Raw genomic sequence first — 22,423 nt, 5'->3', positions numbered from 1 at the left:
CCTCACCAATTACATGACCGAGCGCCAGCGCAGCCCGGTGTTGAGTTGTACGACCTTGAGTCGCTCTGCCCGCAGGGTTTCGGCATAGCCCGTCAGCGCGCCGACCAAAAGCCAGGTGATCGGGGTCATTGTGCCGTTGGGGATCATATCACTGACGTTGATCGCCAGCAGGATCGCCAAAGGCCCCACCAGCAGCGAGACATTCTCGCCCTTGCGGGCCATGACCTCGCGCGAGATCAGAACCAGCGGCAACAGCAGCAGGCCGAACTCTGACAGGAACCCGACCCAGCCATAAGTGCCAAGGGTCACGATCCAGCGCCCGTCGGTCACGGTCAGGATCTGGCCAGAGATGGGGTCAAGGATGTGGTTGCGCCCCCAACTGCCCCAGCCAAAGACTGGCTTGAGATAGGCGCGCTCCAGCAGGGTGTTTTCGTTGTCAAACCGGAACTCGATACTGCCCGCGCGGTCCTGATCAATGGCGGCGGCCTGCGCGATCAGGTAGCCCTCGGGGACGATATGCGCGCCCTTGGCCAGCGGATAACCCAAGGCCAGAACGCCGATCACCAGCGCCACCCGCAGCTGCCCGCGCAGCGGCAGCAGCACCACGGCAGGCACCGCGACCAGCGCAAAAATCAACGAGCCCAGCGATTTCGCCAGCACGAGGATCACGAACAGGTACAGCGCCGCCATCAGCAGCTTGGCCCGGTCATGGCCGCTTTCGGACCGCCACAGGCCAAAGGCCGCGACCACCGCCGTCATGGTAAAGAACGCCACCCACAGCCCGTGATACAGGAACACCACCGGGCGATAGCCGCCAAAGCGGATGCTTTGCGCGAAATAGTGCTGGTAATAGCCGTAAACCCAGAGGTTCAACTGCGGCGAGAGGCGGATTTCGATCAGCATCAGGACGGAATAGACGAGGCCTCCGACCATCAAGGCCTTGGCCAGCTCACGTAGGGAACCGCCCGTCGCCAGATGTTTACGCGCCAGCAGGAACGGCAGGATCATCAGGAACTGTTGCAGGACCAGCGCCACCGCGTCCTTGGCCCGCAGGCCGGGCAGGCCCACCTGGCCAAAGAACACCGGCTCTTCGTTGGTCAGCACGGTCATCACCGGGGACAGGACAAAGGTGAACAGCAGCGCTTTTCCCACGCCCGATTGCGGCAGCCAAGACCCCTGATCGCCAAACCGCCAGAGCGAGATGACAAAGGCCGCAAAGGCCGGCATGTTGTACTTGTTGAGCGGGGGCATGAGCGGCGGGTCAAAGACCGCCGGCGGCTCTGGCAGAAACAGATAGCCCAGCATCAACGCATAGACCAAAGCCCGATCGGGCCGCATCCGCCCGAACAGCACCGCGACAACCAAGGGCCAAAGGGCCAAGGCAAGATAGGCAATCGGGTTGGGCATATTCCTGTAAACTCACCGCGACACTGGCGGCAAACTAGCAAAGCGCCGGGGCAAAGTCGCGTCAGCAATGGGCCAAAAGAAAGGAATTGGAAACCAAGATGCCACGCGCGGCGGTTTGTTGCGGTTTAGCGCGGATTTCGGGCGAATTGTCGTAATCTTGCCGCAAAGTCGGTGGATACCCGCCGATGAAATGGTGTTTTAAGGGGTCTCATGAGCAGTCGCAGGCTGCGGATTGCGTATCTGTGCGATATGTCTCCGCTGGATCGAAATCTTTACTCGGGCGGCAATGCCCGGATGTATGACGCCCTGCGCACCCACGCGGGCGAGGTGGAGATTTTGCCGCAGACATGGGGCTTGGCAGAGCCTGTGCGCCGCCTGATCCTGTCGCTTCCTGACAGTGCGAATTTGCGGCTTCGGTGGCGGGCGCATTACGCCTTGCGCGCCGTGATCGCGCGGCAGGTCGAGGCGAGGTTGGCGCAGGGCGGCTTTGACGTGGTCTTTGGCGCCTATTCGCTGCATTCCATGGCGGGGGTAAAGGTGCCAAAGGGCATGGTCTCGGCCTTTTGCTCGGACGCGGTGCAGACCGTTTACCGCGAGTCCGAGATCGGCCAGCGCTTTGCAAGGCAATTTGCGCTGGGCAAGGCCTTGGATGGCTGGGTCGAGCGACGGGAGGCCGAGGTTTTGCGCCAGATGGACGTGCTGCTGTGGCCGTCGGACTGGCTACATCAGGCGACTCAAAAGCGGTACGGGGTGCGCCAAGGCCACGTGGTGCCGTGGGGCGCGAATATCGACACGGTGCCGCCCCCCGCGCCTTTAGCGATTTCGCGGGACAAGCCCCTGCGCCTGTTGGTGATTGGCCGCGACTGGTGGGCCAAGGGCGGCCCGACCGCGTTCGAGACGATGATGGCGCTGCGCGCCCGCGGGGTGGACGCGCGCCTGACGGTGATCGGCTGCGTGCCGCCAGAGTTCCACGTCAACGACTTCGTCACGGTGCATCCCCAGCTGAACAAGGCGATCCCCGGCGATCTGGCGCAGTTCAACGCCGCGCTGGCAGAGGCGCATTTCCTGATCCAGCCGTCCTTTGAAAGCTATGGCTTTGCCTTTTGCGAAGCCTCGGCGCATGGGTTGCCGTCGCTTTGCCTGCGGGTCGGCGGGGTGCCGGTGCGCGATGGGGTGAACGGCTTTGCCTTGCCGGTGGGCGCGACGACAGAGGATTTCGCCCAAGTGATTGAAAGCCAACTGGCCAACCCCGACGGCTACGCGGCTTTGCGCGCCAGTGCCCGCGCCGAATACGAACAGCGCCTGAACTGGGACGCTTGGGGGCGGCGCGTGGCGCAGATCCTGCGCGCGCAGGTCGCTACAAAATCCGGTCCTGAAACCAGATCAGCGACGGAAACGCGCTGATCCACGCCCAGACAAACCGGTTTAGCCCAAAAAAGCAGGCGTTCGAGATGTGGAAAAGCGCACACAGCGCCAAGCCCACGATCAGCGCATTCGGGTGCAGCAAGGTCAGGGGAAAGACCAGTTCCAGCCCCATGACGGCCCAAGACGCCACGAACAGCAGCCCCGGCCAGTTCGCGAACCCGCGCAAGTTGCGGCTGACCGGGTAGGCGGAATAGCGGAACACGTCGCACAGTGCCTCGCCGCTGCGCCAGGTGGGGTTGATGACCTTGATCCAGCCGGACACGAAATAGGACAGCGTCAGTTGCACCGCCAGATAGGCCAGTGCCATTTCCTGCCAGCGCGGCGTCGGCGCGAGATAGACCAGCGCGACGCAGGTCAGCACCAGCAGCGTCATCTTGTCGGACCCGCCGTTGTACGGCCCGTCAAAGCGCCGCAGAATCACCAAGCCCCAAAGCCACAAGGCCCAGACGGCCCATGCGCCCACCCCCGCCAGCACCAGCACCGCCAGCGCCATGCGCGGGATGAACAGGCGGCGCTCGGCCATGGGGGCGACCAGATGCTCGGCGCTGTGCTGCAAGATGGCCAGGGCCAGCAGCACTTCGGTCGCGCGAAGGGCAAGATCAAAGCTCATGCCGCAATCCATGCCACAGGGGCGGTTAACAGCCGGTGATCACGGCAGCACCCAAGGTTCGCTTTGAAAGAGGTCGTAGTTCACGATCTGCCCCTCTTCGCGGGTGATGAAGGTCAGGCGGAATTGCAGCGACGCGCCCCGCGGCGCCCCCACGATCCGCGCCACGCGGGCGTTGATTTCATTGACGCAAAAGGCGTTGGGCGCCTCGACCAGCCGTTCCGACAGGGTCACGAGAAACAGCTCTTCGTTGCGGCGGGGGTTCCACAGCATCCGCCGCATCATGCGCGCAAACGATACCGACTGGGGCCGTGGGCGCACCGGCTGCCAGTCGCCCCCATCCAGCCGATAATGGATGCGCGGCGAGGGCGCGACAGTCTTGAAGAACCGCCACGAGGGGATCAACGCCGGTAGCAATAGCCCGATGGTCCTGAACACCGCCTTCTCCTGCTTGGTGTGGGCGCAGCGTAGCGCCGTCAAGTTAAGCGAAGGTATGCCGTCTGCGTGATGCGACCATTTAAACATAGGCCATACGGTCATGTTCTGTTAACGTTCAGAGAGCTGCCGCTCTTGTCGACCTGACAAGCCTGACACTCTTGCCGGAAAGGCAAACCCTCTGATGACCGATTACATCAGCGAAAACCGCGATGGCCACATCGTCGAGCTTCTCGGCGGGCTGTCTACCTCTTTCGCGATCTCGATTCTGAATTCCTCGCCCGATTGCATCAAGTTGATCGAGCTGGACGGGTCTTTGTCGTTCATGAACCATAATGGCATGTGCGCCATGGAAGTCGACGATTTCTGCATGGTTGAGGCGCAGCCGTGGCCTTCGCTCTGGCCCGAATCGGCGCAGCAGCTGTTGCAGGACGCCATGGACACCGCGACGGAAGGAGGCACCTCGCGGTTCGAAGCCTTTTGCCCCACCGCCAAGGGCAAGCCGCGCTGGTGGGAGGTCACCGTGTCGCCCGTGCTGGGCAAGACGGGGCGGGTCGAACGTCTGCTGTCCACCTCGCGCGACATCACCGCGCGGGTCGAGCGTGAAAAGCGGATGCAGGAGCACGAGCGCCAGCTGGACGATTACGCCCAGATGTTGCGCCGCGAGTTGGCCGAGAAAAAGGAATTGCTCGCCGCCAAAGAGGTGCTGGTCCGCGAGGTCGATCACCGGGTCAAGAACAGCTTTGCCCTGATCATCGGCTTGCTGCGGCTGCAAATGCGCAACGTCTCGGAAGAGGCGGCGCGCGAGGCGATCAACGACGCCGCCAACCGGATTTCCGCCGTCGCCCGCGTGCACGAACATCTGTACCGCGACGAGTCCGTGCAGCACATCCCGGTGCGCAGCTTCTTGCAGGATCTGTGCCGGGGGGTGTGCTCTTCGGTTGGTGGGTCCGAAGGGCAGGTCGAGATGGTCTTTGACGACGTGACGGTGCCCAGCGACGTGGCGATTTCCTATGGGTTGATCCTGACCGAACTGCTCAGCAACGCCTTTAAACACAGCCAGTCCGACGATACGCGCGTGCGGGTGGCGCTGGAAACGGTGCCGGACAAGGCGGATCGCTATCTGCTGGCGGTCGAGGATAATGGGCGGGGCTTGCCCGAGGGCTTTACCCTGACCGAGGCCACGGGCCTTGGCATGAAAATCTGCAAGATTTACGTGGCGCAACTGTCCGGTGGGCTCAGCCACAGCCGCAGCGATCTGGGCGGGGCGCGCTTTGTGGCGGATGTGTCGGGGGTGTGATCGGGGCGATTGGCCTTAACTGGCTATAGCCCAGTTTCCGAACTGGCCCTATCCGCGCTTGCGCGCTGGCTCTACGGTGGCGACAAACCGGGCCTTGTGCGCTCGGCCATCGTTCAGGAGCATCATTCATGAAAATGACCACCGAAGAAGCCTTTGTGAAGGTTTTGCAGCGCCACGGCATTGAACACGCCTTTGGGATCATCGGCTCGGCCTTTATGCCGATTTCCGACCTGTTCCCCAAGGCGGGCATCCAGTTCTGGGACTGCGCGCACGAAGGCTCGGGCGGGATGATGGCCGATGGCTACACCCGCGCGTCGGGCAAAATGTCGATGATGATCGCGCAGAACGGTCCGGGGATCACGAACTTTGTGACGGCGGTGAAAACGGCCTATTGGAACCACACGCCCTTGCTGCTGGTGACGCCGCAGGCGGCGAACAAGACCATCGGGCAGGGCGGCTTTCAAGAGGTCGAGCAGATGGCCCTGTTCAAGGACATGGTCGCCTACCAGGAAGAGGTGCGTGACCCGTCTCGCGTGGCAGAGGTGCTGACCCGCGTGATCTCCAAGGCGCATCAGGCCAGCGCGCCGGCGCAGATCAACATGCCGCGCGATTTCTGGACGCAGGTGATCGACATCGACATCCCCGAGCCGATTGTTTTTGAGAGGTCCTCGGGTGGCGAGAATTCGGTCTCCGAGGCGGCGGCCTTGTTGTCCGAGGCAAAGAACCCGGTGATCCTGAACGGGGCTGGCGTGGTCTTGTCCAAGGGCGGGATCGCCGCGTCGATGGACCTGGCCGAGCGTTTGGACGCGCCGGTCTGCGTCGGCTACCAGCACAACGACGCTTTCCCCGGTGGGCATCCGCTGTTTGCCGGGCCTTTGGGCTATAACGGGTCCAAGGCGGGGATGGAGCTGATCAAGGAGGCGGACGTGGTGCTGTGCCTTGGTACGCGGCTGAACCCGTTCTCGACCCTGCCGGGCTACGGCATGGAATACTGGCCGACCGGGGCCAAGATCATTCAGGTCGACATCAACCCCGACCGCATCGGCCTGACGAAAAAGGTGTCGGTGGGGATCGTGGGCGACGCGGCCAAGGTGGCGTGCGGCATCCTGCGCCAACTGGCTCCGACCGCCGGGGACGCAGGCCGCGACGCCCGCAAGGCCAAAATCGCCGAGACCAAGTCGCGCTGGGCGCAGCAGCTGACCGAGATGACCCACGAGGACGACGATCCCGGCACCAGCTGGAACGAACGCGCCCGCGCCGACAAGCCCGACTGGATGAGCCCGCGCATGGCGTGGCGCGCGATCCAAAGCGCCCTGCCGAGAGAAGCGATCATCTCGTCCGATATCGGGAACAACTGCGCCATCGGGAATGCTTATCCGTCGTTCGACGAGGGGCGCAAGTATCTCGCGCCGGGGCTGTTCGGGCCCTGCGGCTATGGCCTACCCGCCATTATCGGCGCCAAGATCGGCTGCCCGGATGTGCCGGTGGTTGGCTTTGCCGGGGATGGGGCCTTTGGCATCTCGGTGACCGAGCTGACCGCCATTGGCCGCAGCGAATGGCCCGCGATAACGCAGGTGGTGTTCCGCAACTACCAGTGGGGGGCCGAGAAACGGAACTCGACCCTGTGGTATGATGATAACTTTGTCGGCACCGAGCTGGACGATGACGTGAGCTATGCCGGGATCGCCAAGGCCTGCGGTCTGCAAGGCGTGGTGGCCCGCACCATGGACGAGCTGCGCGAGGCGCTGACGCAGGCGATTGCCGACCAGAAGGCGGGTAAAACCACGCTGATCGAGGCGCTTATCAACCAGGAACTGGGCGAGCCATTCCGCCGCGATGCGATGAAAAAGCCCAACGTGGTGGCCGGGATCGACCCTGCGGATATGCGACCGCAGAATGTCTAGGTGGGACTAAATTCCTTTCTAAGGAATTTGCAAATCTTTTCAGGAAAAGATTTGGCCCACCTGGCTCAGCGCGACGGTCACCGCCGTCGCCGCCACGATATCTTCGACCGTTGCCCCGCGGGACAAGTCACAGACGGGGCGGCGGAACCCTTGCAGGATTGGCCCCAGCGCCTGCGCGCCCGCCAATTCCTGCGCCAGTTTGTAGGCAATGTTGCCCGCATCCAAAGAAGGAAAGACCAGCACGTTGGCGTTCCCGTCCCCCATGCCTTTCTTGCCTGCGATCCGCGCGTTCAGCGCGGCGTCGGCTTGGATGGGGCCAAGAAAGCCCGTGGCCTCGGCTGCCGCGCGCACCACGTCAACGCTGTCTCCTGCGCCGCTTTTGCCGGTCGAAAACGACAGCAGCGCCACCTTGGTCGATCGCAGCAAGGCCTTGGCGCTGGCCTCTGACGCCCGCGCGATGCTGGCCAAAGCCGCCGCGTCCGGCGCGACGTTCACCGCGCAATCGGCCCAGATCATCTCGCGCCCACCCGGGAAGACCATCAGGAAAAAGCTGGACGGCACCGTGACGCCGTCGGCCAGTCCGATCCCGATGCTGGCGGCCTCGATCACGCGTTTTGTGGGGCTGTCGGCGCCCGCGACCATGCAGTCGGCCTCGCCTGCCGCCACCATCGCCGCCGCGCGGTACAAGGGGCGGGCGAGCATCCGGCGCGCAACGCCTTCCTTGACGCCCCGCCCTTCGACCAGCGCTGCGATTTGCGCCTCGCTGACGTCTCCCAAAGGCACGGGGGTGCACAGCCCCTCGGCGCTCAGACGCGCGCAAGCCTCCGTGACCCGCGCATCCTCCATTTCGGGAAAGACCACCCGCGCGCCCCGCGCCCGTGCTGCCTCTATCGCCTGTTCCAGAACCGCCATATCGCCTCCATTCATCCGCAGGAGAGAATGATGACCCAAGACGTCAAGATCAACCGCGGCCTCAAGGGCATCTACTTTGAACGCTCTGGGGTGTCGCACATCGACGGGGCCAAGGGCGAACTGCTGTACCGGGGCTACACGATCCACGACTTGGCGGAACATGCGACCTTTGAAGAGGTCTGTTACCTGTTGATCCATGGCGACCTGCCCACCGCCGCGCAACTGAGCGCCTTTGACGACCAGCTTAGGGCGGCGCGGCAGTTGCCTCTGGCGATCTATGATATCATACGGGCCTGCCAAGGCGGCCACCCAATGGACGTCTTGCGCACCGCCGTCAGCGCTCTGGCTGCGTTGGAGCCGGACAGTCAGGATGCCTCGGAGGAGGGGTTCCTGCGCAACGGTCTCCGCCTGACCGCGCAGGTGCCGATGATCATCGCGGCGCATGAGGCGATCCGCAACGGCCGCGACCCGGTGCCCGCAGACCCGGACCTGAGCCACGCGGCGAACTGGCTGTGGATGCTCAAAGGCGAAAAGCCCAGCCTTGAGGCGGCGCGTCTGGCGGATGTCGATTTCATCCTGCACGCGGAACATGGCGCCAATGCCTCTAGCTTTGCCGCCCGCGTGACGGTGGGGACAGAGGCAAACCTGCACGGCGCCATGGTCACCGCCCTGTCGACCCTTGCCGGGCCGGCCCATGGTGGCGCCGCCGAGGACGTCATGAAGATGGTCGCCGAAATCGGCAGGCCGGACAATGCCGCCGCCTACGTCAAGGCCAAGCGCGCCGCGCGCGAACCCGTCACCGGCTTTGGCCACCGCGTCTACCGCGCCGAAGACCCGCGCGCGCGCCACATGCGCGATGGTGTCCGCAAGCTGGGCGAGGAAATGGGCGCGCCGCAGTGGTACGAAATCCTTCAGGCCGTCGTCGAGGCGATGAAGCCCTACGCCCGCCACGGTCTGAACGTGAACGTCGATTTCTACTCGGGGGTGATCTACCAGCTGCACGGCATCCCTATGGACCTTTACGTGCCGATCTTTGCCATCGGGCGGATGCCGGGGTGGCTGGTGCAATGCCTTGAACAGCGGCGCAGCAACATCCTGATCCGGCCTTTGACGTTGTACAACGGCCCGGACCCGCGCGCCTATGTGCCGATCAGCGACCGCAAGAGCGCGCCATGAGCCAGCCGGACCTGCCCCTGAGCCCGCCGGTCTCGGACGAGGTACGCCAGACCACCTGCTACATGTGCGCCTGCCGCTGTGGCATCAACGTGCACCTGCGCGGCGGCACCGTGTCCTACATCGAAGGCAACCGCCACCACCCGGTGAACAAAGGGGTGCTCTGCGCCAAGGGCAGCGCCGGGATCATGCAGCACACCGCGCCGTCGCGTCTGCGTGCGCCCTTGCGCCGGGTGGGGCCGCGCGGATCGGGCGAGTTCGAGGAAATCAGCTGGGACGAGGCGCTGGAAACGGCGGTGTCTTGGCTCAAACCCCTGCGGGAAAGCGCGCCGGAAAAGCTGGCCTTCTTTACCGGGCGCGATCAGTCGCAAAGCTTTACCAGCTTTTGGGCGCAGGGCTTTGGCACGCCCAACTACGCGGCGCACGGCGGGTTTTGCAGCGTCAATATGGCGGCGGCGGGGATCTACACCATGGGCGGCGCGTTCTGGGAGTTTGGCGCGCCCGATTGGGACAACACCAAGCTGTTCATGCTGTTCGGCGTGGCCGAGGATCACGACAGCAACCCGATCAAGATGGGGCTGGGGCAGCTCAAGGCGCGCGGGGCCAAGGTGATTGGCGTCAACCCGATCCGCACCGGCTATAATGCGGTGGCGGACGAATGGGTGGGGATCACGCCGGGGACGGACGGGCTGTTTATCCTGTCGCTGGTGCATTGCCTGCTGAGCGCGGGGCGGATCGACCTAGACTATCTTGCGCGCTACACCAATGCGCCGGTCTTGGTGAACGGGCAGGCGGGGGCGGCTGACTTTGGCCTGTTCCTGCGCGACGCGGACGGCAAGCCGCAGGTGATCGACCGCCACACGGGCAAGCTGGCGGCGTGGGACGCGCCCGGCATCCTGCCCGACCTGCGCGGAGAGCTGGTCCAAGACGGCGTGACCCACCGCAGCGTCATGCACCAGATCGCCCAGACCTACCTGACCGACGCCTACACCCCCGAAGCGGTGGCCGAGCGGTGCGGCATTCCCGCCGCGCGCATCCGCGCCATCGCCGCCCTGCTGGCCAAGACCGCCTTTGAGGACGCCATCGAGATCGACCAGCCGTGGACCGACTTTCGCGGCGAGCGGCACGCGACCATGACCGGGCGGCCCGTGGCCTTTCACGCCATGCGCGGGATCAGCGCCCATGCCAACGGGTTCCAGACCTGCCGCGCGCTGCACCTGTTGCAAATCCTGCTGGGGGCGGTGGAAACCCCCGGCGGGATGCGGTTCAAACCGCCCTATCCCAAGCCCGCCGACGCCCACCCCAAGCCACACGCCAAGGCCGCGCCGGATCAGCCGCTGGACGGCCCGCATCTGGGCTATCCCCAAGGGCCAGACGATCTCGCGCTGGATGCGGACGGCCAGCCTTTGCGCATCGACAAGGCCTTTAGCTGGGAAAACCCGCTGTCGGTGCATGGGCTGATGCACATGGTGATTTCCAACGCGCACGCGGGCGATCCGTACAAGATCGACACCCTGATGCTGTACATGGCGAACATGGCGTGGAATTCGTCGATGAACACGCGCGCCGTGATGGAGATGCTGACCGACACCGACGCGGACGGTGCGTATAAGATCCCGCGGATCATCTACTCGGATGCCTATAGCTCGGAGATGGTGACCTATGCCGATCTGATCCTGCCCGATACCACCTATCTGGAACGGCACGACTGTATCTCGCTGCTGGATCGCCCGATCTCCGAGCCGCACGCCGCCGCCGATGCGATCCGCTGGCCGGTGGTTGCGCCGGACCGGGACGTGCGCGGCTTTCAGTCGGTCCTGGTCGATCTGGCGAACCGGCTGGGGCTGCCGGGTTTTGTCGAGGGGGGCGTGCCGCTCTATGCCGATTACGCCGAGTACATCACGCGGCATCAGCGCAAGCCGGGGATCGGGCCATTGGCCGGGTGGCGTGGTTCGGGTGAGGACACGGGCCGAGGTGCCCCGAACGCCCAGCAGCTGGACCGCTACATCGCGAACGGGGGCTTTGCCACCTTTCCGATCCCGCCCGAGGCGCAGTTCTACAAGCCGTGGAACCGCGCGTATCAGGACTATGCCGTGGGGATGGGGTTCTATGACGCGCCGCAGCCCTACCTGTTCCAGCTGTACGCCGAGCCGCTCCAGCGGTTTCGCCTTGCGGGGCAGGGCCACGGCCCACATCAACCGCCCGAGCATCTGCGCGCCCAAGTGGCCGAGCGATTCGACCCGCTGCCGTTGTGGTACGATACTGAACACGATACAGGGCAAGCCGACGAATACCCCGTTCACGCGCTGACTCAGCGGCCCATGGCGATGTACCATTCGTGGGGCAGTCAGAACGCGTGGCTGCGGCAAATTCACGGGCAAAACCCGCTGTATGTGCCGACGCGGCTGATGCGCGCGCACGGGTTGCAGGATGGGGATTGGGCGCATGTCACCTCGGCCCATGGGCGGATCACCGTGCCCGTGGTGGAAATGGCGGCGCTGAACGACAACACCGTCTGGACTTGGAACGCCATCGGCAAGCGCAAGGGCGCGTGGGCGCTGTCCGAGGATGCGCCAGAGGCGACCAAGGGGTTCCTTCTGAACAACCTGATCCACGAGCTGCTGCCGCCCAAGGGCGATGGCCTGCGTTGGTCCAACTCTGACCCGATCACCGGGCAGGCGGCGTGGTTTGACCTGCGTGTGCGGTTGGAAAAGGCCCCTCCGCAGACGCAATCGCAGCCCGCAACCCCCGCGCAATCCAGCCCCGTCCCGCCCGCACCAAAGGCCCGCCCATGACCTGCCTGCCAGACAAGACCGACCGCCAGCTGGGCCTTGTGATCGACCTTGATACCTGCGTCGGCTGTCACGCCTGCGTGGTGTCCTGCAAGGGCTGGAACACCGAGCATTACGGCGCGCCGCTGTCCGACCAAGACCCCTATGGCGCGGACCCGTCGGGGACGTTCCTCAACCGGGTTCACAGCTATGAGCTGCGCCCCGAGGACGCCCCCGCGCAGCTGGTCCACTTTCCCAAAAGCTGCCTGCATTGCGTGGATGCGCCCTGCGTCACCGTCTGCCCCACCGGGGCCAGCTACAAGCGCACAGAGGACGGCATCGTTCTGGTCAACGAAAGCGATTGCATTGGCTGCGGGCTGTGCGCCTGGGCCTGCCCCTATGGCGCGCGAGAGCTGGACCTGGCGGCGGGGGTGATGAAGAAATGCACCCTGTGCGTGGACCGCATCTATAACGACAATCTGCCGCCTCAGGATCGCACCCCGGCCTGCGTGCGCACCTGCCCGGCGGGGGCGCGGCACTTTGGCGATCTGTCTGATCCTGCGTCCGAGGTCAGCCAGCTCGTGGCTGAACGAGGCGGCTTTGAGCTGATGCCGGAACAGGGCACTGCCCCCGCCAACAGATACCTGCCGCCCCGCCCCAAGGACCGATGGCAGGACGATGCCAGCGTCCTTGCGCCCTTTCTGGAACCCGTCGCCCAAGAGCCAAAGGGCTTTCTGGGCTGGCTCGACCGCACCCTTGAGAAGCTCTGAGCGAGGCCGAACATGTATCCCGCCCCGTCGATCATCGCCTTTACCACGCTGTCCGGCCTTGGGTTCGGGCTGCTGTTCTGGCTGGGGGTGGATGGCACGCCGCCCACCGGCTGGGTCGCGCTGGTGTTCTTTGCGTTGGGGCTTGGGCTGGCGGGGGCGGGCTTGCTGGCGTCGGCGGCGCATCTGGGGCGGCCCGAACGCGCGCTCAAGGCGTTCACGCAGTGGCGCAGCAGCTGGCTCTCGCGCGAGGCATGGGCCGCGGCCGCCGCGATGACCCTGATGGGCGTCTATGGCGCGGCTTTGGTGCTGTGGCAGGTCGATCTGCGCCTGCTCGGCTGGCTCGGGGCGCTGGCCTGCGGGGGGGCGGTTTTCACCACCGCGATGATCTACACCCAGCTGCGGACGGTGCCGCGCTGGCATCACTGGAGCACGCCTGCGCTGTTTTTGCTGCTGGCGCTGACCGGCGGGGCGCTGCTGTCGGGGCGGGTGAGTGTCGCGATCCCGCTGCTGATGCTGTCGGGGCTGGTGCAGGGGCTGGTCTGGTGGGACGGGGACCGGCGCTTTGCCCGCTCTGGCACGACCATGGCCACGGCGACGGGGCTGACGGGCGGCGATATCCGCGCCTTTGAGCCGCCGCACACCGGAGATAACTATCTGCTGCGCGAGATGGTTTACGTGGTGGGCCGCAAGCACGCGGCCAAGCTGCGCGTCATCGCCATTACGCTGATGTCGGCCTTGCCCACCGCGCTGCTGCTGTTGCCCTTCGGGCATGTCTGGGCAGCGCTGGCGGTGCTGAGCCATATCGCGGGCGTCGCCACCGCGCGCTGGCTGTTCTTTGCACAGGCCGAGCATGTCGTCGGCCTGTACTATGGCAAGCGTTAGACCTTAGCGGAACATGCCCTTCACGCGGTCGCTGCCTTCGTGCAGCTTGTCCTCGGCCCGCTCCAGCGCCGGATCAACGCGCCCGCGCCAGAACCGCACCCAGCGCACGTAGATCGCCCAGACAAAGGCGAACAGCGCCACAAGGATGATGATGTTGAGCCAAGGGATGATCCGTACGTCCGGGCCTTCGACCTCGCGCAGGGAAATGGCGTTGGGAAAGATCGAAATGAACTCGTTGCGCCAGCCGTAGTGCTTGATCGCGTACCAGCGCGGCGCTTCGGCGGTGGATTTCGCGTCCGAGGCTTCGGCTTGCAGGTTCGATGTGTCGAACTTGAAATACGGTGGCCAGCCCCAGCCGGTGTCCTCGTTGCGGTAAACCATGACGTCGCCGTTCGCCTGCCGCGTCTGGATAAAGAACACATCGCGCCTGGACACCGTGGCATCGTTGCCCACATCGGCCTGCGCCCAGAACAGGCTGTTCTCGCCGGGGTCGACGACCTTTTCGTAGGTGTCGGTCACCCGCGCAATGTCATGCTGCGGCAGCGTGTAGTGCAGGAAAGTCGCGACCAACAGCCAGAACAGCGTGATGAGGGTCCACTTGACGTATTTCATGGGGTTCGAACCTTCTACCGGAAGTTGGTCATATAGATGATCCAGAGCACGAGGCAAACAGGCAAGCCGAAAACGACGATCGGCAGCAGGCGGCTGCGTCTTTGGTTGAACACCGCAAGGCGGCGGTTCACCCATGTGTCGCGGGGGCTGCCTTTGCCTTGGGTTTCCCAGTCGTCCTCCAGGATGTCGCGGCGGCGTTCGCGCAAGACCAGCCAGAGCACGCCATAGATCACGGCCAGAACGATGGCTCCGATCAGGAAAAAGCGCAGGAATGGCAGCATTATCTCACCTCTTACCGGTTCACCTGATACGGCTGGCGGTGAAAAGCAACGGGGAAAGCGGGAACGGCGTCACCACACCGCGCTTTTCCAGCGTCTTGGCGACGTCATAACCACAAGCGCCAGCACTGGCCCCCAGATCAGCACCGCTTGCCAGCCGACGTGGGCCAAATGCGCAGCCCCTGCGCCGGGGGCGAGTTCGAGCATCGCCGCCACTTCGGGACCGCGCAGCAGGTAGAGACCGGCGAACAGCAAGGCCGACAGCAGCCACAGCGCCAGCGCCGACAGGGTCGCCAGCAAGACCAGTCCGGGCAGGCTTTCGGGGGTATACCGTTCGATCCCGCGCGGCACGAGGATCGCCAAAGCGATCAGGATCAGGAAAGGCAGGGCGAGGTTGACCAGCATCCTTTCAAGATGGCGCAAGGGGCGCAGCGGTTCAAGCCGCGCCCCAAGGTCTTAGCCGATCACGTTATGCTCGGGCCCATAGGGGAAGCCGGTGATGTTCTCATTGCCATCTTCGGTGATGACGAGGATGTCGTGTTCGCGATAGCCCCCCGCGCCGGGCTGGCCTTCGGCAATGGTCAACATCGGCTCCATGCTGATGACCATGCCGGGTTCCAGAACGGTGTCGATGTCCTCGCGCAGCTCCAGCCCCGCCTCGCGCCCGTAGTAATGCGAGAGCACCCCGAAGGAATGCCCATAGCCAAAGGTGCGGTATTGCAGCAGGTCGCGCTCGGCGAAGAAGGCGTTGATCTGCTGGGTGACCTCGGCGCAGGAGGCCCCGGGTTTCAGCAGGCTCATGCCGTATTCATGGGCATCGACGTTGGCCTGCCAGATCTTGAGGCTGGCGGCGTCGACCTCTTCGACGAACAAGGTGCGTTCCAAGGCTGTGTAATAGCCCGAGATCATCGGGAAGGTGTTGAGCGACAGGATATCGCCGCGCTGCAATTCCCGTGCGGTGACGGGGTTGTGCGCGCCGTCGGTGTTGATGCCCGACTGGAACCAGACCCAAGTGTCGCGATACTCGGCGTCGGGAAAGCGTTTGGCGATCTCCAGCTCCATCGCGTCGCGGCCTGCCATGGCGATGTCGATCTCGCGGGCGCCGGCCTTGATCGCGTCGCGGATGGCATAGCCGCCCACGTCGGCCACCTGCGCGCCGTGGCGGATCAGGGCGATTTCTGCCTCGGACTTGTGCATCCGCTGGCGCATGGTGGCGGGGGCCATGTCGATGCTGGCGGAGGGGCTGAGAAACTCGTCCATCAGGCCCTTTTGCATCAGGGTCATGTGGTCGGCCTCATAGCCCAGACGCTTGCCCGTGCCGGTCACGCTGGCAATGGCACGCCAGTAGTTGTTCCGTTCCCAGTCGGTGTAGGTGATGTTGTCGCCGTGACAGCGCCGCCAAGGCTGCGCCGCGTCGATCCCGGCGCTGATGGTGACGCTTTCGGTGTCGGTCACGACAAGGCCGTAGGGCCGCCCAAAGGCGCAATACAGGAACCCCGAATAATAGGCGATGTTGTGCATCGAGGTGAAGACGCAGGCGTCGACGCCCGCCTCGCGCATCAGCGCGCGCAGACCCGCCAGACGCTGGTCGTATTCGGCAGGGGCAAAGGGCAAGACGCGCTCGCCTCGGTGAAAGCGGTAAAACTGGGGACGTTCCATTTAGAACCCTCCTCTAAAGCCGGGGGTCTCATCCGCCCCGGCATGGACAGAGTAAGATCCCGGCGTTCAGGATGGGTGAAACAGGTCTTTGAAAAAGGCGACGCCATCGCCCGACCTCGGGGTCGATTTAGGGGCGGCGCGCGGGTTTTGGCAAGTGCAAAGAGGGGGCGAGGTTAGCGGATCGGCCAGCCTGCCCGTTTGAGCGCCGCTCGTACGCCCTGATGGGCGTCCTCGCCACGAGCGCGGATCGCCATGACGCGGAAGAACCACCACAGGTAGGCGGCGTAGTCGGGCGTCAGCGTGGGGGCTTTGGCGATGGCATCTGGGCCGTGGTCCGCGTAGCGCGCGGCGATGTGGTGGAAATCCACCTGGCCGAACAGCAGGGCGGGTTTCTCGATGAAATACCCCGCCAAAGCCACCGAAGAGTTCATGGTCGCCACGTAGTCACAGCTGGCCAGAAGGTCTTCGGCGGGTTCGCGGGTGACGAAAAACCGGTGGTTCAGCACTTCGAGCTTTTCCAGCGCGGTGAGCTCGGGGGCGGTATAGGTCTCGCGCGGGTGGAGCGTGGCGACGATCTTGCGGGTGTCGTGCTCCAGCAGGGTTTCGAGCATCTCGATCGGGGTCATGGTCTGGAAGGACCGCTTTTCCAGAAGGCGGCCTTGGAGCGGGACAAAGATGAACCCGTCGCGGCTTATGGCCCGGTCGCCAAAGATCCGCGCCCGCATGTTCGCGACAAAGCGCGCAGCCTTGTGCGCGGGCTGATTCGGGTCGAATGGGGTCTGCGCCACGGGCCAGGTCCAGCGCGCGGATGTAGTCTCGAGGTGGTAGAACGGCTCGTAGTAGGTCTTGCGAAAGGTGACGCCTTGGGGGCCGAGTGGGTCGATCATCCGCACCACGCTATAGCCGCCGCGGGCGCGGCCTGCGTCCAGTTCCTCGGGGGTGTCACCGTGCATCTGCACGTCGAAACCGTTGTCCTTCAGGACGTCGACAAGGGCGCAGAGGAACCCGTGACGGCCCTCGGCCACCCGCCGTTGCAGGTCGGGGTAGAGGTAGAGATGCGCCTTCATGCGTCCCCCGCAGGCCGCAGCCACAGCTTGTAGTCCAAGCGCGCGCGATCCCGCCGCGCCCAGTCCAGTTTCTGCCGGAACAGCGCATAGGCGCGCTGGGGGTCGCGGTGGTCGTGCCAGTTCTGCCCCGGCGCATCATCGCCAAGGATTTCCCAGGACACATCGCGCGGGGGGTCGCGAAAGGCGGGGGCGACGGCCTCCATCATGCTGACCCCTTCACCGCGCAACAGGGCATAGCGGGCGAGGGCGTCGGCGTGATCGGGCGGTAAAAAGGGCGTCCCCGCCCCGGTATGCGCCGCCTCGAACCATGCGCGCAGCATGGCCGGGGTGGGCGCGTCATCCGGGGCGAGCAGGTCGATCATCAGGTCAGACGGCGAGGCAGACGTACTTCATCTCGAGGTAATCCTCGATGCCGTGGCGGCTGCCTTCGCGGCCAAGGCCCGACTGCTTGACACCGCCGAAGGGGGCGACTTCGGTCGAGATGATACCGGTGTTGACGCCAACGATTCCGTATTCCAGCGCCTCGGCGACCTTGTACACGCGGGACAGGTCCTTGGCGTAGAAGTAGCTTGCCAGACCAAAGATCGTGTCGTTCGCCATTTCAATCACGTCGTCGACGGTGTCGAACTTGAACAGCGGCGCGAGCGGGCCAAAGGTTTCCTCGGTGGCGACGGCCATGTCCTGCGTGACGCCGGTGACGATGGTCGGAGGCAGGAAGTTGCCCGGCCCCTGGATCGGCTCACCGCCGCCCAGCACGACCGTTGCGCCCTTGGACGTCGCGTCGGCCACGTGTTCCTGCACCTTTTCGATGGCGTCGGTGTTGATGAGCGGGCCAAGGTCGGTGCCGTCCTCCAGCCCGTCACCAATCCGCAGCTCGCGGACGCGGGCGGTGAGTTTCTCGGCAAAGGTGTCATAGACCCCGGCCTGCACGTAGATACGGTTGGCGCAGACGCAGGTCTGGCCGTTGTTGCGGAACTTGCACATAATCGCGCCTTCGACAGCGGCGTCGATATCGGCGTCATCAAAGACAATAAAGGGCGCGTTGCCGCCCAGCTCCATCGAGCATTTCATCACCTGATCGGCGGCTTGCTTGAGCAGGATACGCCCCACCTCGGTGGAGCCGGTAAAGGTCAGCTTGCGCACCTTGGGGTTCTCGCAGAACTCTTTGCCCACCTCGGACGAGCTGGAGGAGGTGACCACGTTGAACACCCCCGCCGGGATGCCTGCGCGCTCGGCCAGCACGGCCATGGCGGTGGCGGACAGCGGGGTTTCCTTGGCCGGGCGCGCCACAAAGGCACAGCCAGCGGCCAGCGCCGGCGCGGCCTTGCGCGCAATCATCGCGTTGGGGAAGTTCCACGGCGTAATGGACGCCGCGACGCCGATGGGCTGCTTCATCACCATGATGCGCTTGTCGCGCTGGTGGCCGGGGATCGTCTCGCCGTAGATGCGCTTGGCCTCTTCGCCAAAGAATTCCACGTAGCCTGCGCCATAGGCGATCTCGCCCTTGGATTCGGCCAGAGGTTTGCCCTGTTCGGCGGTCATGATCGTCGCCAGATCGTCCTGATTGGCCATCATCAGATCGAACCACTTGCGCAAGACGGCGGCGCGTTCCTTGCCGGTCCACTGCGCCCAGTCCTTTTGCGCCACATAGGCGGCGTCGATGGCGTTGGCCACCTCGCCCCGCGACAGGTCGGTGACCTTGGCGATCACGTCGCCGCGCGCCGGGTTGGTCACGTCAAAGGTCTTCATGCCGCTCAGCCATGCGCCGTTCACGTAGGCGCGCTCTTCGAGCAGCGAAGGGTCCCGCAGGAGGCTTGAAAGGTTGGTCGCCTTGGTGGACATGGGGGTCTCCGTCATTGGGTGTCTTGTGGCTAGGCAGATCATCTGGTGACATAGAAGTATAGAGCCAGATTGAGGTTTTCCATGGAACTAGATGACGCCTATGCGAACGCCGCGTATATCCCGCAGGCCGAAGAGTATCCGCCGCGCTGGGCCAAACAGGCCGAAGGCTATCGCCAGCGGATGTCCCTAGGCGGCAAGGCGCGGCTGGGGGTGATGTATGGCCACGCAACGCGCGAGACGCTGGATCTGTTCCTGCCCGAAGGCACGCCGCGCGGGCTGTTCGTGTTTGTTCACGGCGGCTATTGGCTGAAATTCGACCGCTCCAGCTGGAGCCATCTGGCCGAAGGGATGCGGGCGGCGGGCTATGCGGTGGCGCTACCGTCCTATGATCTGTGCCCCAAGGTGCGGATCAGCGACATCACCCGCCAAGTGGCCCAAGCGGTGACGGTGATTGCCCATGACATCGACGGGCCGATCTATCTGGCCGGGCATTCGGCGGGCGGTCATCTGGTGGCGCGTCTGGCGATGGCGGGGGTCTTGGCCGAAGACGTGCACGCGCGGCTGGCGCATGTGATGCCGATCTCGCCGGTGGCGGATTTGCGCCCCATGATGCGGACCTCGATGAATGCGGATCTCAAGATCACCGAGGAGGAGGCCCTGCGCGAGAGCCCCGTTCTGGCCGACGCCCCCGATGTGCCCGTCACGGTCTGGGTCGGCGGCGACGAGCGCCCCGCCTTTATCGAGCAGGCCGAGGCGCTTGGCACTGCGTGGGGCAGCCCCGTGGTGATCGACAAGGGGCGGCACCATTTCGACGTGATCGACGCTTTGGCGGACCCAAATAGCGCCATGGTCCAGCGGCTTTTGCAGCGCGGCTGAAATTCGGGGTAGGGTTTCCAAGAATTGCGCCCCGGCGCGCGTCCAAGGCACAAGATGACCATGGATCAAAGCGACGAAACCCTTACCCTTGCGGCGGCGAACGGTGACCGGCAGGCCTTTGCCCTGCTGGTGGGGCGCGTGTACGACAAGGTCTTTGCCTATGCGTATCGGGTGACCGGCAACCGGGCCGAGGCCGAGGATCTGGCGCAAGACATTTGCGCCGCTCTGCCGGTGAAACTGCGCAGCTATCGCGGCGAGGCGCGGGTGTCGACGTGGCTTTACCGCATCACGGTGAACGCCGCGCGGGATCGGTTTCGGCGGTCCGCGACCTATGCGAGGGCCGCCGCAGGTTGGGGCGAGGTTGAAATCGCCCGCCGCGCCGAGGACGCCGAACAGGCCGAGCGCGCCGACTGGCTGCGCTGTGCGATGCAAGGGCTTGGGGCGGAATTGCGCGAGGTCTTGGCGCTTGTACTGGACGGGGTGACGCAGGCCGAGGCCGCCAGCATCCTGGACATTCCCCCCGGCACCGTCGCGTGGCGCGTGTCCGAGGCGAAACGGCAGTTGAAGGCGATGACACAAGGGGCAGAGGCATGAGCCAAGACGACGACTTGCAAGAGCTGCGCGCCCTGTTCGACGAGGCGACGCCCAAGGCCGATCCCGCGCGCAAGGCCGAGGCGGTGGCGATGGCGATGAAAAATTTCGACCGCGCCCAAGAAACGGCGTCTGAGCTGCGTCCTACTCCTGAAAGCCCGGAAAAGGGCCTGTTCAAAGGAGTACGGCAGATGTTTGCAAAGCTTTCGACGCGCGGAATTTTGACGGCCAGCACGGCGCTGGCGGCGGTGGCCTTGGTGGCTTTGGTGCCGGTGCTGCGCGATCAGACGCCGCCCAGCGGGCGCGATGTGATCGAGGTCGGCCCCGTGGTGGTTCTGGAAGAGCCGGACGAGATCATGGAGCCGGTGATGGTCGAGGAAGCCGAGCCGATGGTTCTGGTCGAGCCTAGCCTGGGGTTCGCCCCCCCCGCCAGCGCGCCGCGCGCCAAGATGGCCTTGGATGCGGCGGTGGCGCCTGAACCGGACAGCGAAGCCTTTGCCAATGCCGATCCGAACCCCATCAAGGTGACCGCCGAAGAGCCCGTCTCGACCTTTTCCATCGACGTGGACACGGCGTCTTGGTCGGTGATCCGCAATTCGCTGAACTGGGGGCAGTTGCCACCCAAAGAGGCCGTGCGGATCGAGGAAATGGTGAACTATTTCCACTACGACTACCCCGCGCCCGAGGACGGCGAGGCGTTTTCCACCTCGGTCGGCGTGTCGGACAGCCCGTGGCGCGCGGGCACCAAGCTTGTGCACATCGGCTTGCAGGGCGCTATGCCTGCGACGCGGCCTCCGCTGAACTTGGTGTTCCTGATCGACACCTCGGGGTCGATGTCGGACCCGAACAAGCTGCCGCTGCTGGTGCAGAGTTTCCGGCTGATGTTGGGGCAGCTGGGGGCCGAGGATCAGGTGTCCATCGTGACCTATGCGGGCAGCGCGGGACGTGTGCTGGACCCTACCCCTGCGTCCGAGCGGGACGTGATCCTGAGCGCTTTGGAGCGTTTGGAAGCGGGCGGAAGCACGGCGGGGCAAGAGGGTTTGGAACAGGCCTATGCCACTGCGACCGAGATGGCGCGGGAGGAGGCCGTGAGCCGTGTGATCCTTGCCACCGACGGGGATTTCAACGTCGGGATCAGCGATCCGGAGGCATTGGAGGATTTCATCGCGGGACAGCGCGACAGCGGCACGTATCTGTCGGTTCTGGGCTTTGGGCGCGGGAATTTAGACGACGCGGTGATGCAGGCCTTGGCCCAGACCGGCAACGGCATGGCCGCCTATATCGACACGCTGGCCGAGGCGCAGAAGGTGCTTGTGGATCAGCTGACCGGGGCCTTGGTGCCCATCGCCAATGACGTCAAGATCCAGGTCGAGTGGAACCCTGCGCAGGTCGCCGAGTACCGCTTGATCGGGTATGAGACGCGGGCGCTGCGGCGCGAGGATTTCAATAACGACCGGGTGGACGCGGGCGAGATTGGCGCGGGCCATCAGGTGACGGCGATCTACGAGATTACGCCGGTGGGGTCGGGCGCGCGTCTGACCGATCCGCTGCGCTATGGGTCTGAAAGTTTTGGTGAATCTGAGGAGTTGGGCTTTCTGCGGCTGCGGTACAAGACGCCGGGCGAGAGTGAAAGCCAGCTGATTGAGCGCCCTATCGTGGCGGGGGACGCGCCTTTGCCAGAGGCCGATTGGGCCACGGCGATTGCCGGGTTCGGGCAGGTTTTGCAGGGGTCCGAGCTGATTGGTGAGTGGGGTTTGGCCGAGGCGATTGCCCTCGCGCAGAGGGCGCGCGGCGAGGATGCGTTTGGTTATCGGCAAGAGGCGATCACCCTGATGCGTTTGGCCGAGAGTTTGCAGCGGTAGGTGGGGGGGCCGGCCTGACGGCCGGACGCTCGCTCTGACGAGCATCGCCC

The 22,423-nt window shown here is 64.7% G+C and carries 21 protein-coding genes; 10 read left to right on the top strand and 11 right to left on the bottom strand.

Annotated features, from left to right (window positions below):
• Positions 1-9: 9 nt before the first annotated feature.
• Positions 10-1,407 carry a hypothetical protein gene (locus B9A11_RS08380; RefSeq protein ID WP_058247951.1) on the bottom strand — a complete coding sequence of 466 codons (1,398 nt, stop codon included), beginning with the start codon at positions 1,405-1,407 and terminating at the stop codon, positions 10-12.
• Between the two features lie 210 nt (positions 1,408-1,617).
• Between B9A11_RS08380 and B9A11_RS08375 the strand changes: the two genes are divergently transcribed.
• Entirely contained in the window at positions 1,618-2,811 is a 1,194-nt protein-coding gene (locus B9A11_RS08375) for a glycosyltransferase family 4 protein (protein WP_058247950.1), read from the top strand.
• Here the strand turns inward: B9A11_RS08375 and B9A11_RS08370 are convergent.
• Positions 2,765-3,442, bottom strand: coding sequence for an HTTM domain-containing protein (locus B9A11_RS08370; protein WP_058247949.1), 678 nt, complete (start codon positions 3,440-3,442; stop codon positions 2,765-2,767). The genes B9A11_RS08375 and B9A11_RS08370 overlap by 47 nt on opposite strands.
• 39 nt (positions 3,443-3,481) lie before the next feature.
• Positions 3,482-3,877, bottom strand: coding sequence for a hypothetical protein (locus B9A11_RS08365; RefSeq protein WP_143595837.1), 396 nt, complete (start codon positions 3,875-3,877; stop codon positions 3,482-3,484).
• A gap of 181 nt (positions 3,878-4,058) precedes the next feature.
• Here B9A11_RS08365 and B9A11_RS08360 point away from each other — a divergent pair, with 181 nt between their 5' ends.
• Positions 4,059-5,174, top strand: coding sequence for a histidine kinase dimerization/phosphoacceptor domain -containing protein (locus B9A11_RS08360; protein ID WP_058247947.1), 1,116 nt, complete (start codon positions 4,059-4,061; stop codon positions 5,172-5,174).
• A 128-nt stretch (positions 5,175-5,302) separates the two neighbouring features.
• Positions 5,303-7,078, top strand: a complete 1,776-nt coding sequence (gene xsc / locus B9A11_RS08355; RefSeq protein WP_058247946.1) for a sulfoacetaldehyde acetyltransferase — start codon at positions 5,303-5,305, stop codon at positions 7,076-7,078.
• 39 nt (positions 7,079-7,117) lie between these two features.
• Here xsc and B9A11_RS08350 read toward each other — a convergent pair whose 3' ends face one another.
• Positions 7,118-7,990 (bottom strand): phosphate acyltransferase, encoded by an 873-nt coding sequence (locus B9A11_RS08350; protein ID WP_058247945.1) that lies wholly within the window; start codon positions 7,988-7,990, stop codon positions 7,118-7,120.
• A gap of 30 nt (positions 7,991-8,020) precedes the next feature.
• Between B9A11_RS08350 and B9A11_RS08345 the strand changes: the two genes are divergently transcribed.
• The 4 genes from B9A11_RS08345 to B9A11_RS08330 are packed head-to-tail and all read left to right on the top strand — an operon-like array spanning position 8,021 to position 13,586.
• Entirely contained in the window at positions 8,021-9,166 is a 1,146-nt protein-coding gene (locus B9A11_RS08345) for a citrate/2-methylcitrate synthase (protein ID WP_058247944.1), read from the top strand.
• A complete protein-coding gene (locus tag B9A11_RS08340) occupies positions 9,163-11,958 on the top strand; it encodes a molybdopterin oxidoreductase family protein (RefSeq protein ID WP_058247943.1) in 2,796 nt (931 codons plus the stop codon). The genes B9A11_RS08345 and B9A11_RS08340 overlap by 4 nt, the downstream gene beginning before the upstream one ends.
• Positions 11,955-12,704 (top strand): 4Fe-4S dicluster domain-containing protein, encoded by a 750-nt coding sequence (locus B9A11_RS08335; protein WP_058247942.1) that lies wholly within the window; start codon positions 11,955-11,957, stop codon positions 12,702-12,704. Before B9A11_RS08340 ends, B9A11_RS08335 begins: the two co-directional genes overlap by 4 nt.
• 12 nt (positions 12,705-12,716) lie before the next feature.
• Complete coding sequence (locus B9A11_RS08330) at positions 12,717-13,586, top strand: dimethyl sulfoxide reductase anchor subunit family protein (RefSeq protein ID WP_058247941.1); 870 nt, start codon at positions 12,717-12,719, stop codon at positions 13,584-13,586.
• A gap of 3 nt (positions 13,587-13,589) precedes the next feature.
• On the opposite strand, the gene B9A11_RS08325 is transcribed toward B9A11_RS08330, so the two are convergent.
• The 7 genes from B9A11_RS08325 to B9A11_RS08295 form a co-directional block, all read right to left on the bottom strand.
• On the bottom strand, positions 13,590-14,198 hold the full coding sequence (locus tag B9A11_RS08325; protein WP_058247940.1) for a DUF1523 family protein: 609 nt from the start codon (positions 14,196-14,198) through the stop codon (positions 13,590-13,592).
• 14 nt (positions 14,199-14,212) lie between these two features.
• Positions 14,213-14,479 carry a hypothetical protein gene (locus tag B9A11_RS08320; protein ID WP_058247939.1) on the bottom strand — a complete coding sequence of 89 codons (267 nt, stop codon included), beginning with the start codon at positions 14,477-14,479 and terminating at the stop codon, positions 14,213-14,215.
• 69 nt (positions 14,480-14,548) lie between these two features.
• Complete coding sequence (locus B9A11_RS08315; RefSeq protein ID WP_058247938.1) at positions 14,549-14,881, bottom strand: hypothetical protein; 333 nt, start codon at positions 14,879-14,881, stop codon at positions 14,549-14,551.
• 51 nt (positions 14,882-14,932) lie between these two features.
• Entirely contained in the window at positions 14,933-16,135 is a 1,203-nt protein-coding gene (locus B9A11_RS08310; protein ID WP_058247937.1) for an aminopeptidase P family protein, read from the bottom strand.
• A 173-nt stretch (positions 16,136-16,308) separates the two neighbouring features.
• Positions 16,309-17,202, bottom strand: coding sequence for a hypothetical protein (locus B9A11_RS08305; RefSeq protein WP_058247936.1), 894 nt, complete (start codon positions 17,200-17,202; stop codon positions 16,309-16,311).
• Positions 17,199-17,564: a hypothetical protein gene (locus B9A11_RS08300; protein ID WP_058247935.1), complete on the bottom strand. Its 366-nt coding sequence runs from the start codon at positions 17,562-17,564 to the stop codon at positions 17,199-17,201. The genes B9A11_RS08305 and B9A11_RS08300 overlap by 4 nt, the downstream gene beginning before the upstream one ends.
• 4 nt (positions 17,565-17,568) lie before the next feature.
• On the bottom strand, positions 17,569-19,059 hold the full coding sequence (locus B9A11_RS08295) for an NAD-dependent succinate-semialdehyde dehydrogenase (RefSeq protein WP_370736536.1): 1,491 nt from the start codon (positions 19,057-19,059) through the stop codon (positions 17,569-17,571).
• Positions 19,060-19,125: 66 nt separating this feature from the next.
• On the opposite strand from B9A11_RS08295, the gene B9A11_RS08290 reads away from it, so the two are divergent.
• From B9A11_RS08290 to B9A11_RS08280, 3 genes are read left to right on the top strand one after another with little or no spacing between them, the layout of a single operon-like run.
• Complete coding sequence (locus B9A11_RS08290; protein WP_058247934.1) at positions 19,126-19,920, top strand: alpha/beta hydrolase; 795 nt, start codon at positions 19,126-19,128, stop codon at positions 19,918-19,920.
• A gap of 60 nt (positions 19,921-19,980) precedes the next feature.
• Positions 19,981-20,514: an RNA polymerase sigma factor gene (locus tag B9A11_RS08285; RefSeq protein ID WP_058247933.1), complete on the top strand. Its 534-nt coding sequence runs from the start codon at positions 19,981-19,983 to the stop codon at positions 20,512-20,514.
• A complete protein-coding gene (locus B9A11_RS08280; protein WP_058247932.1) occupies positions 20,511-22,373 on the top strand; it encodes a vWA domain-containing protein in 1,863 nt (620 codons plus the stop codon). The genes B9A11_RS08285 and B9A11_RS08280 overlap by 4 nt, the downstream gene beginning before the upstream one ends.
• Positions 22,374-22,423: the final 50 nt, after the last annotated feature.

Source organism: Tropicibacter naphthalenivorans, assembly GCF_900176475.1.
GTDB lineage: Bacteria > Pseudomonadota > Alphaproteobacteria > Rhodobacterales > Rhodobacteraceae > Tropicibacter > Tropicibacter naphthalenivorans.
Note: the sequence above shows the minus strand (reverse complement) of the source record. Positions and strands in the feature narration are given on the sequence as shown.